This is a genomic window from Streptomyces sp. NPDC001890, assembly GCF_042891445.1.
GTDB lineage: Bacteria > Actinomycetota > Actinomycetes > Streptomycetales > Streptomycetaceae > Streptomyces.
This window is the reverse complement of the sequence record NZ_JBIATE010000001.1, coordinates 957,656-970,252: the sequence shown is the minus strand read 5'-3', so window position 1 is coordinate 970,252 and position 12,597 is coordinate 957,656. Positions and strand designations below refer to the sequence as shown.

The following is a 12,597-nucleotide window of genomic DNA, read 5'->3' as shown; positions in this document are numbered from 1 at the left end:
TCACGAACAGGAGACCCCGGTGCCGGTCCTCCCTGGAGCCGAGCCGTTCCGCCACGAGGGCGGAGAGGTCGGCGTCCTCCTCTGTCACGGATTCACCGGTTCCCCGCAGTCGATGCGCCCCTGGGCCGACCATCTGGCGGAGCGCGGGCTCACCGTCTCGCTGCCCCTGCTGCCGGGGCACGGCACCCGCTGGGAGGATCTGCAGATCACCGGCTGGCAGGACTGGTACGCGGAGGTGGACCGGGAGTTGCGCGCCCTGCGGGAGCGGTGCAGCCAGGTCTTCGTCTTCGGGCTGTCCATGGGCGGCGCGCTGACGCTGCGGCTGGCGGCGAAGCACGGGGACGCGATCAGCGGTCTGGTGCTGGTCAACCCGGCCAACAAGGTGCACGGCCTGTCGGCGTACGCGCTGCCGGTCGCCCGCCATCTGGTGCGGACGACGAAGGGGCTGGCGAGCGACATCGCCCTGGCGGGCTCCGACGAGGTGGGGTACGACCGGGTGCCGCTGCACGCGGCGCATTCGCTGCGGAAGTTCTTCCGCCTGGTGGATGCCGAACTGCCCCAGGTCACCCAGCCGATGGTGCTGCTGCACAGCCCGCAGGACCATGTGGTGCCGCCCGCCGACTCGGCGCGCATCCTCAGCCGGGTGTCGTCGACGGACGTCGAGGAGATCCTGCTGGAACAGAGCTACCACGTGGCGACGTTGGACCACGATGCGGAGCGGATCTTCGACGAGAGCTACCGGTTCATCGGCCGCCTCGCCCCGAGCGTCGGAAAGAAGGGGAGCACGTCAGGTGGCTGAGCACGACGCGGAGCGCGCGGGCAGCGAGGAGGAGCGCGAGCCCCTTCCCGCGGAGGGAGCGTCCGTGCCCGACGACGGCACGGGCCCGCAGGACGCCGCCGCCCAGCAGGCGGCACCGGGCGGTGACGGCGACCGTCCCGGACAACCGGTCGACGAGGACGCGGTGTGGAAGGCGATCGTCGCCGGGTACGGCGAGGAGCCGCCGGACCCGCCGGGCGCCAGGCCGTTCAGGTCGGTCGAGGATCTCGCGCTGCCGGAGGACGACCACGACCGGCCCGGCGTCCTGGATCCGGACAAGGGGCTCGGCAAGAAGTCCGTGAAGCCGCCGGAGAAGCCGCTCGGCAGCTCGGTCGTGTTCGCCCCCGGAGTGGTGGGCCCGCGCGACTACGAGGTCGCGGAGCCCAAGGACGACGACCTCGACGACAGCGACGAGGGGCATTTCGTCCCCCCGGAGCCGCCGCCGCTGCCGGAGGCCGATGTCACGGCGAAGTTCGCCTGGCTCGCGGTCGTCGGCGGTCCGGTGCTGATGCTGATCGCGGTGCTGCTGCGGTGGGACATGACCTGGTGGCTGACGACGGTCTGCGTCGGCGGTTTCCTGGGCGGTTTCGTCACGCTGGTGGCGCGGATGAACGATGACGACGAGGACGGCGACGACCCCGGGCGCGGGGCGGTGGTCTGAGCGAGCCTGCCGGGGCGGCGTGGCGGAAGGTGCTCAGGGCAGCATCGCGGGCACCCGTAGCGCCGCCAGCACCGGCAGGTGGTCGGTGGCCGCCCGCAGGTCCACGTCGGTGACCCCGGGCAGCCCGGCGGGGACACCGCAGCCGAGCACCTCGATCCCGTCCGTCGCGAACACCGCGTCGATGCGCCGTCGCGGGTGGTCCGGCGAGTAGGTGTGCTCCTCGCCCCACGGCCGGACCGCCCAGCAGTCCTGGAGCCGCCCGGCCAGCCGCTGGAACGCGCTCCCGGTCGGTACGTCGTTGAGGTCGCCGGCCGCGATGGCGTGCTCGACACCCATCTCGTCCAGCTGCTCCAGCAGCATCTCGGTCTGGGCCAGGCGTTCGTCCCGCTGCAGGCTCAGATGGAAGCTCAGCAGGCCGATCCGGGTGCCCGCGATCCTTACGACCGAGGTGGCGAAGCCCCTGCGGTGCAGCCCGGGGGTGAGCGGCAGCAGCACGTCCTGCGTCCGCTCCACGGTGGCCCGCAGCGAGCAGAGCAGCAGCGGCCCGGCCGCCGTGGCGCCGCCGCCGAGGACGACCAGGTCGGTGCGGGCCGCGAGCCAGGCGGCGCGCTTGCGCCAGCGGAAGAAGCGCGGGGCCTCCTGGATGAGGACCAGGTCGGGGGCGCAGGCGGTGATGACGCGGGCCAGCGCCTCGCAGTCGTCGCGCATCGACCGGATGTTGTAGCTGAGCACTCTGATGACGGCCGAACCATCCGGCTCGGTACGGGAGTCGGGCAGTGGCGTCAGAACCATGCGTCTCACGATACGACGGACGCCCGCCGCTGCCACAGGGGCGCGACGGGCGTCCGGGTCGGTCCGGTTCCGAACAGGCCCTAGCCCTGGCGGGCGAGGTCCGCCGCACCCACCAGCCCTGCCTCGCCGCCCAGTTGGGCCGCGAGCACCTGGGCGTGCGGGCGCCATTCGCCGCCGATCAGCCAGCGCCGGAACGACTTGCGGATCGGGTCGAGCACCAGCTCGCCCTCGTCCGAGACGCCGCCGCCGACGATGAACGCGGACGGGTCGAAGAGCGAGGCGAGGTCGGCGAGTCCGGCGCCGGCCCAGCGGGCCAGTTCGCGGAACGAGTCGATCGCCACCGGGTCGCCCTGCCGGGCGGCCTGGCTGATGTGCTTGCCCTCGATGCCGTCCACCGTGCCGTCGCCGAGCGACAGCAGGACCGTGGCGTTCTCCGGGGTGGCGTTGGCGCGCTGCTTGGCGTACCGGACGAGTGCGCGTCCGGACGCGTACTGCTCCCAGCAGCCCTGGCTGCCGCAGCCGCAGAGCAGGCCGTCCGGGACGACCCGGATGTGGCCGAACTCGGCGGCCACGCCGAAGCGTCCGCGGCGCAGCTTGTTGCCGATGATGATGCCGCCGCCGAGGCCGGTGCCGAGCGTGATGCAGATGACGTCGTCGTGGCCCTGGCCGGCGCCGAAGCGGTATTCGCCCCAGGCGGCGGCGTTGGCGTCGTTCTCGACCACGACGGGCAGGCCGACGCGCTGTTCGACCTTGTCCTTCAGCGGCTCGTGCCGCCAGTTGATGTTCGGCGCGAACAGCACGGTGGCGCGCTTGTCGTCGACGTATCCGGCGGCGCCGATGCCGACGGCCTCGATCTGGTGGCCCTCGCTCGCTCCGGACACGGCCGTGGCGATCGCGTCCACGATGCCTTCGGCCGTCGGCGGGGTCGGCACCTTGTGCGTCGAGAGGATCCGGCCCTCTTCGTCGACCACTCCAGCCGCGATCTTCGTGCCGCCGATATCGACGCCGATGGTGAGTCCCATGAATCCCTCAGTTCCGGTCGAGCCCCGCTGGGGCCAACCGTACCCGAGCCGGGGCCCGGCCCTTCGGTGCCGGTCAGTCCAGGTCGATGTGTTCGCCCGCGGCGGGGCCCTCGTCGCGGGGGTCGGAGGGGTCGTCGGCCTTCTTCGCGGTGCCGGCCGGATCGCCGGCGTCCTGGGTCCAGCGGCGTTCCTGGCCCTCGACGGCGGAGCGGTAGGCGGCCAGGAGCTCGCTGCCGGCCGCGGCGATGTGGTCGAAGACGTCCGGGTTGCGCTCGATGACGGGCTCGACCGCGGACTTCGCCTGCTTGATGATCTGCTGCACGGTGCCCTGGGCCGCCGCGCCGAACAGCGGCGACTGGAGGGACGAGAACTTGTCGGCCACGGCGTCGACCAGCTTGCGCAGTTCCTCGGCGGCGGAGCCGGGCGGCGGGCCGTACTGGGCCCGGCGGCGGGCCTTCTCCGCTTCGAGGTCCTCGGCGCAGGCCTTCGCCCACGCGTCGTCGTCGACGGGACGATCGGTGGCATCGCTCATGGCGGACTCCTGCGACGTGGTGTGCCTGCGGCCCGGCATACGGGGCACGTACTACCGACGTTACCCGAAGCGTGACGCGCCGTTCAGCCCGTCCTCGGCCACAGCCCGGGGTCCGGCGTGAACCGGACCCGGAGCACCCCGTCGGTGAGGGCGGCGCCCGAGACGGTGCAGCGGCGCAGTCCGGACTCCAGCGGGACGATCCGGTGGAACGGGCCGACGGTGAGCAGCAGTTCGTCGCCGCGGCGGACCAGCTGGAGGTCCTTCTTGGCGGCGCCGGGCAGCGGCAGGCACCAGACGAGGACCGGGTCGCCGTCGCCGGCCGGCGGGCCGGTGGTCACGATCCGGGCGCCGGGCAGCAGCCCGTCGAGGCCGTCCGGGGTGTCGGGGCTCTCTATCCACCAGGGGTCGTCGGCCCGGCCGGGGCCCCGCCCGTCCAGCCCCCCGGCGAGTCCGGCGTCCCCGGCGGCGCCGTCGGCCGCCGTGCCGAGGCGGGCGAGGTCGTCGAGGCCACGCGGGTCGCGGCCTAGGTGGGGCACCTGGCACAGCGCGGTGCCGGGCGCCCACTCCTCGTACCAGTGGTCGACGGTCTTCTCCTGCTGTGCGGCGAGCTCCGCGAACCAGGGGTCGGCCGAGTGCCTGGGCAGCACCCGGTTGACCGCGAGGGCGTCGACCCGCAGTCCGTGCAGGGCGAGGCCGGTGCGGGCGGTGCGCAGGGCGTCCTCGGCGGCGGGGCCGGGCTCCGCGACCAGCCGGAGCGTGGTGTCGCGGTCCTCGATCAGGGCCTGGACGGCGGCCAGCTGGGCGTCCCTGCGGGCGGCCGCCTCGTACAGCCACTGGGCGGGCATGGGCACCCCGGCGAGCTGGGCGAGCATCGGGCGCAGGGCGCGGGCGGCCTGGCGTTCCGGGGGAAGCAGCCGGCGCAGGTAGCGGCGCAGCTGCTCGGGGAGGGCGAGCAGGGCGAGTGCTTCGCGCAGGGGCGGCAGGTCGACGACGAGGAGGTCGTGGCCGGCTCGCGACCAGTCGCCCCGGGCGGCGCGGCGCAGCGTGTGCAGGAGGGCGAGTTCGGCGCTGCCGGGGAGTTCGGTCAGCTCCTCGCCGTCCAGCCGGTTGCCGCCGAGCAGGTCGAGGACGGCGGAGGCCTGGTCCTGGAGGGCGAGGAGTTCGCCGCGGAAGTGCTCGCCGGAGTCGATGCGGGCGGACCACAGCCCGTCGGTGACCTCGGTGGGTTCGGTGTCCTCGGGGAAGCCGGGTATGCCGTCGGCGGTCAGCAGCAGCGTGCGCCGGCCCCGGCGGGCGGCGGCCAGCGCGGTCGCCGCCGCGACGGTGGTACGGCCGGCGCCGCCGGGGCCGGTGACGAGGACCGTACGCATCCGGGTCAGGCCTTCGGGACGGACTCGACGCGCTTCTTCAGTCCGGCCAGGGCCCGGTCGATGATGACCTTCTCGGCCTTGCGCTTGATCATGCCGAGCATCGGGATCTTGACGTCGACGGTCAGCCGGTAGGTGACCTCGGTGCGGTCGCCGTCGCCGAGCGGGGCCAGTGCGTAGGAGCCGTCGATGGCGCGCAGCATCTGGGACTTGACGAGGGTCCAGCTGACCTCGTAGTCGCCGATCCAGGTGTAGGCGAGGGTGTGGTCGTCCTTGATCGCTCCGGCGTCGAGGACGAGCCGGACCTTCTCGGCACGGCCCCGGTCGTCCTCGGCGAGGACCTCGGCCTCCTTGACCTCGCCGGTCCACTCCGGGTAGCGGGCGAAGTCGGCGATCACTCCCATGACGTCGGCCGGTGCCGCCTCGATCGTGATGCTCGAGCTGGTGTGTTCAGCCATCGCCGTGGCTCCTCCAGTGCGGTGTACCGGTGCGTCGGCAGATGCCTGCCGTCAGAAGGCTATCGCGTGTGCGCGACGCCTCGTTCCAGGGTCCGGTGCCGGTGTGGTCACCACTCCAGGGCCCAGGGCCTGCCGGTGGACGCGAAGTGGCCGACGTTCACGCACTCGGTGGCGCCGATCCGCATCCGGCGCACCAGCGGCTGGTGGACGTGGCCGAACAGGGCGTACCGGGGGCGGGTCCGGCGAATGGCGTCCAGCAGGGCCCGGCTGCCGCGCTCGAAGCGGCGCGCCACCGTGTCGTAGGTCAGCTCGGGCACATCGGGCGGGATGTGGGAGCAGAGCACGTCGACCGGGCCGATCGCCTCGATCTTCGCCGCGTACTCCTCGTCGCCGATCTCGTACGGGGTGTTCATCGGGGTCTTCAGCCCGCCGCCGACGAAGCCGAAGACACGGCCGCCGATCTCGGCCCGTTCGCCGTCGAGGACGGTGGTGCCGGGGTGTGCGTACTCGGACCACAGGCCGGGAATGTCGACGTTGCCGTAGGTGGCGTACGTCGGTGCGGGGAAGGCCGCGAAGAGCTCGGCGTACTGCTTGCGCACCGCCGAGACGATCGCGGCGTTGCGGTCCATGCCCTTCCACAGGCCCCGGCCGAACTCGCGGGCCTCCTCGAAGCGGCGCGCGGTGCGCAGCGCGACGATCCGGTCGGCGTTCTCCACGCCGAACAGATCGGGGAAGATGCCGCGCGAGTGGTCGGCGTAGTCGAGGAAGAGCACCAGGTCACCGAGGCAGACCAGCGCGTCGGCGCCGTCCCCGGCGCGGGCCAGCGCCTCGGCGTTGCCGTGCACGTCGCTGACCACATGGATACGGGTGCGCTGTCGGGTGCTGTCCGTTCCGGCTGGCATGACGATCACCCTAGGGGGCCGTCCGCCACCTGGGTAGGGGCCGCCGGACCTGCGAATACCGTCGCCCGGTCACACGGGTGGACTACTGTGCGGCCAAGGATCAACGTTATGTGTGACGCATAAGACATCTGGCCGGAACCCCCTATCGGGAACCCAGTACTGGTGGGTAACGTCCGGGCAGTCCAGTCGTGCTCACCTCACTGAGCACCCGCCAGTCTTGGACCGCAGCCGGTGCGTCACACAGAGCCGTGGCACCGGAGCCCGATGAGGAGCAGCAGTCTTGCGCGAGTTCAGCCTTCCGGCCCTGTACGAGGTCCCCTCGGACGGCAACCTGACGGATCTCATCCGCCGCAATGCCGCTCAGCATCCCGATGTCGCGGTGATGAGCCGCAAGGTGGGGGGCGTGTGGACCGATGTCGACGCCGCCCGGTTCCTGGCCGAGGTCAGGGGCGTCGCCAAGGGACTGATCGCCGCGGGCGTCGAAGCCGGTGACCGGGTGGCCCTGCTCTCGCGCACCCGCTACGAGTGGGTCCTGCTCGACTTCGCGATCTGGAGCGCGGGCGCGGTCACCGTCCCGGTGTACGAGACCAGCTCGCCCGAGCAGATCCAGTGGATCCTCGGTGACTCCGGTGCCGCCCTGTGCCTGGTGGAGTCCGCCGCGCACCAGGCCTCCGTGGTCTCCGTGCAGGCGGACCTGCCGGCACTGAAGGGCATCTGGCAGATCGAGGACGACGCGATCCGCGGGCTGACGGCGATCGGCGAGGACGTCTCGGACGAGACGCTGGACCTGCGGATGACGAGCGCCAAGGCGGACGACCCGGCCACCATCGTCTACACCTCGGGCACCACCGGCCGCCCCAAGGGCTGTGTGCTCACGCACCGCAGCTTCTTCGCCGAATGCGGCAACGTGGTGGAGCGGCTCAAGCCCCTCTTCCGTACCGGCGACTGCTCCGTACTGCTCTTCCTGCCCGCCGCCCACGTCTTCGGACGGCTGGTGGAGGTGGCCTCGGTGATGGCCCCGATCAAGCTCGGCTGCGTACCGGACATCAAGCATCTCACCGATGAACTGGCCTCGTTCCGGCCGACGTTGATCCTCGGTGTGCCGCGGGTCTTCGAGAAGGTGTACAACGCGGCGCGTGCCAAGGCGCAGGCCGACGGCAAGGGAAAGATCTTCGACAAGGCCGCGAACACGGCGATCGCCTACAGCCGCGCCCTGGGTACCCCGCAGGGCCCGCCGCTGGGCCTGCGGCTGAAGCACAAGCTCTTCGACCGGCTGGTCTACAGCAAGCTGCGGGCGGTGCTCGGCGGGCGCGGCGAGTACGCGATCTCCGGCGGCGCGCCGCTGGGCGAGCGGCTCGGCCACTTCTACCGCGGGATCGGCTTCACCGTCCTGGAGGGCTACGGCCTGACCGAGACGTGCGCGGCCACCGCCTTCAACCCGTGGGACCGGCAGAAGATCGGTACGGTCGGCCAGCCGCTGCCCGGTTCGGTGGTGCGGATCGCCGACGACGGCGAGGTGCTGCTGCACGGCGAGCACCTGTTCACCGGTTACTGGAACAACGAGTCGGCGACGGCCGACGCGCTGGCCGACGGCTGGTTCCACACGGGCGACATCGGCACGCTGGACGAGGACGGCTATCTCGCGATCACCGGCCGCAAGAAGGAGATCATCGTCACGGCGGGCGGCAAGAACGTCGCTCCCGCGGTGATCGAGGACCGGATCCGCGGGCACGCCCTGGTCGCCGAGTGCATGGTGGTCGGCGACGGACGGCCGTTCGTGGGCGCGCTGGTCACCCTGGACGAGGAGTTCCTGGGCCGCTGGGCCGAGGAGCACGGCAAGCCGGCCGGCTCGACGGCCGTGTCGCTGCGCGAGGACCCGGAGCTGCTGGCCGAGGTGCAGCGGGCGGTGGACGACGGGAACGCGGCCGTGTCCAAGGCGGAGTCGGTGCGCAAGTTCCGCATCCTGGACTCGCAGTTCACCGAGGAGGCGGGCCACATCACGCCGTCGCTGAAGCTGAAGCGGAACGTGGTGGCGAAGGACTTCGCGGACGAGATCGAGGCGATCTACCGCGGCTGACGCCCTGAAGGACGTACGCGTGAGAGGGGCCCGCACGGCAAGTGCGGGCCCCTCTCGCGTACCCGGCCCGGAGCAGCGCCTTCGCGCCTGCCCGCATCGGAGCCGTGCCTCTCGCCTACCCGGTCCGGAGCCGTGCCTTCGCGCGTACGCGAATCGGAGCCGTGCCCGCACGCCCGTACGGCTCAGAGCAGCGCCCGCAGCCGCTCGGCGAGCAGGTCCCAGCGCCACTTCTCCTCGACCCAGGCCCGGCCCCGCTCCCCCATCCGCCGCCGCAGCTCCGGATCGCGCAGCAGCGTGACGATCCGGTCGGCCGCCTCCTCGGGGGAGCCGCCGCGCACCACCCACCCGGTCTCGCCGTCGAGCACCGCGTCGGGCGCGCCGCCCGAGTCGCCCGCCACCACCGGCAGACCGGTCGCGGACGCCTCCAGGAAGACGATGCCGAGGCCCTCCACGTCGAGGCCGCCGCGGCGGGTGCGGCACGGCATGGCGAAGACGTCGCCCGCGCCGTAGTGCGCGGGCAGCTCCTCCCACGCCACCGGTCCGGTGAACCGCACGGAGTCGCCGACCCCGGTCTCCTCGGCCAGCCGCTCCAGCTCCTCGGCGTAGGGTCCGCCGCCGACGATCAGGAGCACCGCGTCCGGGACCTGCGCCAGGATCGCGGGCATCGCGAGGATCAGCGTGTCCTGGCCCTTGCGGGGCACGAGCCGGGAGACGCAGACGACGACCGGCCGGTCCGAGAGCCCGAGCCCGGCCCTCGTCCGGTCCCCGCCCGAGTCGGGGTGGAAGGTCTTCTCGTCGACGCCGGGCGGCAGTTGGACCATCCGCGCCGCGGCCCGGGAGGTGAGCGCGGGGGCGATCCGGGAGCGGGTGTACTCCCCCAGGTACGTGATCGTGTCCGTGCCCTCGCCGATCCGTCGCAGCAGCTGCCGGGCCGCGGGCAGTTGCGCCCAGCCCGCCTCGTGCCCGTGCGTGGTGGCGACCAGGCGGCGGGCGCCCGCCCTGCGCAGCGCCGGTGCCATCAGCCCGAGCGGGGCCGCGGCGCCGAACCAGACGGAGGTGCAGCCGTGCTCGCGCAGCAGCCGCACCGCGCGCCGGGTGACCCTCGGGGTCGGCAGCAGCATCGTCGTCGGGTCGCGCACGACGGTGAACGGCTGCTCGGCGTCGAAGGCGGCGGTGGCCGCGCGGCCCTCCGGGGTCCGCTTCCAGGTGGAGGCGTACACGACGACCTGTGCGGGGTCCAGGCGCAGCGCCATGTTGTGCAGGAATGCCTGGATGCCGCCGGGGCGGGGCGGGAAGTCGTTGGTCACGATCAGGGTCTTGTCCATCCCGGCCGACAGTACCGGGCCGTCCGGCCCCGATGGCTCCCGCACCGGCCGGGCGGGCATCATGGCTCCTTCACCCACCGAGTACCGACCGGGCAACCACCGGGCGACGACCGACGAATGAGGCGTTCATGAGGGGATCGGCCGGCGCACGACTCGCCGCCGCGGCGGTGTGGGCCCTGACCAGGGTCGCGCTGCTGTGCTTCGTCACCAAGGTGATCACGCTGCCCGGACCGGACGTGACCAGCGATGTCTCGGTGATCTACCACGGCTGGTCCGAGGTCCTGAAGACCGGTACGTATCCGGAGTCCGACGTCACCTGGCAGTACCCGCCGCTGGCCGCGCTCGCCGTCCTCTCCCCCGCGCTGCTGCCGTTCCTGGACTACGCCTCCGCCTTCTTCGTCCTCGCGTTCGTGTGCGACGCGCTGGTACTGGGACTGCTGCTGTACGCGGGCCGGGGCGGCGGCCGGTCGGTGGCGGGCGCCTGGGTGTGGGTGGCGGGGGTGCCGCTGCTCGGCACGACCGCGTACGCCCGTTACGACGTGATGGTCACGGCGGTCGCGGTGGCGGCGCTGCTCGCGGGGGTGCGGCATCCGCGGGTGATGGGTGTGCTGGCCGCCGTCGGCGCGCTGCTGAAGGTGTGGCCGGCGCTGGTCCTGGCCGGTACGGCGCGGGGCCGGTCCACGCGGTCGGCGTGGACGGCGGCGGCGGTGACGGCGGCCGGGCTGCTGGTGGTGTGCACCGTGGCGATGCCCGGTGCGCTGGCCTTCCTCGGCTTCCAGCGCGACCGGGGCACCGAGGTCGAGTCGCTGGGGGCGCTGGTCTTCCACGTGGCGCGGCAGTTCGGCTGGTCGGGCCGGGTGGAGTACCACTACGGCTCGATGGAGTTCCTGGGGCCGCACGTGCCGCTGGTGAGCACGCTCGCCCTCGGTCTGTCCGTCCTGGCGTTCGGCTGGCTGCTGGTGTGGCGGCTGCGGGCCCGTGAGTTCGGTGCGAGCACCCCGGCGGACGCGGCGTTCGTGGCGGTGCTGCTGTTCACGACCACGAGCCGGGTGATCAGCCCCCAGTACATGCTCTGGCTGGTCGGCCTGGCGGCGGTCTGCCTGGTGTTCCGCGACAGCCGGATGGTGCTGCCGGCCGGTCTGGTGCTGCTGGCGACGGGCGTCACCCAGTGGGAGTTCCCGCTCGGGTTCACGCACGTGGTGACCAGCGACGCGACGGGCGTGACGCTGATGTTCGCGCGCAACGGCCTGCTGGTGGCGGCGACGCTGATCGCCGCTGGCCGGCTGTGGCGGCGGACGGTCACCGGGGCGGCGCGCGACGGCGGGTCCGCCGCCCGGTCCGGCCTCGACCGCGAGACGGAGCCGGTCGGCTCCTGAGCCGTGCGCCGGCTCAGCCGAGTGCGGAGCGCAGATACTCCCGCCAGAGCGCGGTGAAGTCCTGCTCGGTCGTGTCGAGCACCTCGTGCATGGCCTGCTCCACCGCTCCGTCGCGTCCCGGGTGCCCTCCGACGGCCCGGTAGAAGGCGAGCAGCTTCTGCTCGCCCCAGCGGTCGGCGATCAGCTCGCAGGCCGCCCAGCCGCCCTCGTACGCCCTCGCCAGGCGCGCCGCGTCGCCCGCGAAGCCGAAGTCCTCGTCGGTGGGGAGGGCGGCCGGCACCTCGCCGCGCGCGACGGCGTCCGCGAGTTCGGGCGCGATCCGGGCGGCGGTGCGGTCCTCGGCGCGGTAGGCCGCCCAGTCCGCGAAGCCCTCGGAGAGCCAGGTCGGCGTCGCGGCGGAGGTGTGGGCGCGGGTCGCGACATGGGTGGTCTCGTGGGTCAGGACGACCCGCTGCCCGAAGGCGCCCAGCGTGCCGTACGCCTGCGGGTTGACGATCACCCGGTCCGCGGGCGTCCGGCCCGCGCCGCCGGTCCGCCCGGTGGTGACGGCGGCGATCCCCCGGTAGTCCGCCGCCGACCCCAGCAGCTCCGCCATGTCGTCCACCGTGCGCGGCACGAGCACCACCACGCGGCCCGCCCAGCGCTCCGGCCAGGCGTCGGACACGACGGGCACCGCGCGGTCGGCGGTCCCGGCGACGGCGCGCAGCTCCTGGTCCGTGCGGCCCACCCCGAGGACGAGGCTGCGCTTGCCGCGCACCACCCGTACGTCGCCCTGCTGCCAGAGCTGGCGGGCGCCGTCCCCGCCGGCCCGCTCCCCGACGACGTACCAGCGGCCGGCCGCCCGGTCCCGTCTGAGGTCGAGCACCCGGTCCGCGGCGACCGGCGCCGCGTCGTAGCCCTTGATCCGGTAGCGCAGCTCGGCGTCGGCGGTGGCCCGGTCGGTGCCCCGGGCGGTCACGTCGCGCAGCCGGTACGTCCATGAGCCGAGCGGTACGTCGGCGAGGTTGCCGAGCTCCCGGCGCTGGGCCGCGCGCAGCCCGGTGGCGCGGGGGTCCGTGGTGGCCAGGTAGGCGTCCGTGTCGTGGGCGAGCACGGCGGCGGCCCGGCGGTCCAGCGTGGCGCGGACGGCCCGGGTGGTGGATCCGGGGGCGGCGCCGTCGTCGTCGGGGGCCGCGCAGCCGGAGACGAGCAGCAGCCCGGCGAGCAGCGCTCCCGCCGCGCTCCGTCCGCTGTTCCGTCCCCGCCGCCGCATCACCCGATCGAGGGTA

12 protein-coding genes are annotated in these 12,597 nt (G+C 73.3%); 4 read left to right on the top strand and 8 right to left on the bottom strand.

Going from position 1 to position 12,597, the window contains the following annotated elements:
- Window positions 1-19: 19 nt before the first annotated feature.
- Window positions 20-799, top strand: a complete 780-nt coding sequence (locus tag ACFYY1_RS04245) for an alpha/beta hydrolase (protein ID WP_388580550.1) — start codon at window positions 20-22, stop codon at window positions 797-799.
- Window positions 792-1,478, top strand: coding sequence for a hypothetical protein (locus ACFYY1_RS04240; protein ID WP_388580547.1), 687 nt, complete (start codon window positions 792-794; stop codon window positions 1,476-1,478). The genes ACFYY1_RS04245 and ACFYY1_RS04240 overlap by 8 nt, the downstream gene beginning before the upstream one ends.
- A gap of 33 nt (window positions 1,479-1,511) precedes the next feature.
- Here the strand turns inward: ACFYY1_RS04240 and ACFYY1_RS04235 are convergent, their stop codons facing one another.
- The 6 genes from ACFYY1_RS04235 to ACFYY1_RS04210 form a co-directional block, all read right to left on the bottom strand.
- Window positions 1,512-2,270, bottom strand: a complete 759-nt coding sequence (locus tag ACFYY1_RS04235) for an endonuclease/exonuclease/phosphatase family protein (RefSeq protein ID WP_388580544.1) — start codon at window positions 2,268-2,270, stop codon at window positions 1,512-1,514.
- A gap of 80 nt (window positions 2,271-2,350) precedes the next feature.
- Entirely contained in the window at window positions 2,351-3,292 is a 942-nt protein-coding gene (locus ACFYY1_RS04230) for an ROK family glucokinase (protein WP_266736788.1), read from the bottom strand.
- A 73-nt stretch (window positions 3,293-3,365) separates the two neighbouring features.
- Entirely contained in the window at window positions 3,366-3,824 is a 459-nt protein-coding gene (locus tag ACFYY1_RS04225) for a DUF5304 domain-containing protein (RefSeq protein WP_388580541.1), read from the bottom strand.
- Window positions 3,825-3,907: 83 nt separating this feature from the next.
- Window positions 3,908-5,194 carry an ArsA family ATPase gene (locus ACFYY1_RS04220; protein ID WP_388580538.1) on the bottom strand — a complete coding sequence of 429 codons (1,287 nt, stop codon included), beginning with the start codon at window positions 5,192-5,194 and terminating at the stop codon, window positions 3,908-3,910.
- Between the two features lie 5 nt (window positions 5,195-5,199).
- Window positions 5,200-5,649 carry an SRPBCC family protein gene (locus ACFYY1_RS04215; RefSeq protein ID WP_342283426.1) on the bottom strand — a complete coding sequence of 150 codons (450 nt, stop codon included), beginning with the start codon at window positions 5,647-5,649 and terminating at the stop codon, window positions 5,200-5,202.
- Window positions 5,650-5,756: 107 nt separating this feature from the next.
- A complete protein-coding gene (locus ACFYY1_RS04210; RefSeq protein WP_388580535.1) occupies window positions 5,757-6,551 on the bottom strand; it encodes a metallophosphoesterase in 795 nt (264 codons plus the stop codon).
- Window positions 6,552-6,831: 280 nt separating this feature from the next.
- Between ACFYY1_RS04210 and ACFYY1_RS04205 the strand changes: the two genes are divergently transcribed.
- Window positions 6,832-8,628 (top strand): AMP-dependent synthetase/ligase, encoded by a 1,797-nt coding sequence (locus tag ACFYY1_RS04205; protein WP_388580532.1) that lies wholly within the window; start codon window positions 6,832-6,834, stop codon window positions 8,626-8,628.
- Between the two features lie 182 nt (window positions 8,629-8,810).
- Here ACFYY1_RS04205 and ACFYY1_RS04200 read toward each other — a convergent pair whose 3' ends face one another.
- Complete coding sequence (locus tag ACFYY1_RS04200; RefSeq protein ID WP_388580529.1) at window positions 8,811-9,953, bottom strand: glycosyltransferase family 4 protein; 1,143 nt, start codon at window positions 9,951-9,953, stop codon at window positions 8,811-8,813.
- Between the two features lie 128 nt (window positions 9,954-10,081).
- Between ACFYY1_RS04200 and ACFYY1_RS04195 the strand changes: the two genes are divergently transcribed.
- Entirely contained in the window at window positions 10,082-11,329 is a 1,248-nt protein-coding gene (locus ACFYY1_RS04195; protein WP_388580526.1) for a glycosyltransferase 87 family protein, read from the top strand.
- Between the two features lie 13 nt (window positions 11,330-11,342).
- Here the strand turns inward: ACFYY1_RS04195 and ACFYY1_RS04190 are convergent, their stop codons facing one another.
- Entirely contained in the window at window positions 11,343-12,581 is a 1,239-nt protein-coding gene (locus tag ACFYY1_RS04190) for a hypothetical protein (protein WP_388581503.1), read from the bottom strand.
- Window positions 12,582-12,597: the final 16 nt, after the last annotated feature.

What these genes read in the sequence shown, in the direction of transcription:
- ACFYY1_RS04235 (WP_388580544.1), bottom strand. Translation starts at nt 2,270, where the DNA reads ATGGTTCTGACGCCACTGCCCGACTCCCGTACCGAGCCGGATGGTTCG.
- ACFYY1_RS04230 (WP_266736788.1), bottom strand. Translation starts at nt 3,292, where the DNA reads ATGGGACTCACCATCGGCGTCGATATCGGCGGCACGAAGATCGCGGCT.
- ACFYY1_RS04225 (WP_388580541.1), bottom strand. Translation starts at nt 3,824, where the DNA reads ATGAGCGATGCCACCGATCGTCCCGTCGACGACGACGCGTGGGCGAAG.
- ACFYY1_RS04220 (WP_388580538.1), bottom strand. Translation starts at nt 5,194, where the DNA reads ATGCGTACGGTCCTCGTCACCGGCCCCGGCGGCGCCGGCCGTACCACC.
- ACFYY1_RS04215 (WP_342283426.1), bottom strand. Translation starts at nt 5,649, where the DNA reads ATGGCTGAACACACCAGCTCGAGCATCACGATCGAGGCGGCACCGGCC.
- ACFYY1_RS04210 (WP_388580535.1), bottom strand. Translation starts at nt 6,551, where the DNA reads ATGCCAGCCGGAACGGACAGCACCCGACAGCGCACCCGTATCCATGTG.
- ACFYY1_RS04200 (WP_388580529.1), bottom strand. Translation starts at nt 9,953, where the DNA reads ATGGACAAGACCCTGATCGTGACCAACGACTTCCCGCCCCGCCCCGGC.
- ACFYY1_RS04195 (WP_388580526.1), top strand. Translation starts at nt 10,082, where the DNA reads ATGAGGGGATCGGCCGGCGCACGACTCGCCGCCGCGGCGGTGTGGGCC.
- ACFYY1_RS04190 (WP_388581503.1), bottom strand. Translation starts at nt 12,581, where the DNA reads ATGCGGCGGCGGGGACGGAACAGCGGACGGAGCGCGGCGGGAGCGCTG.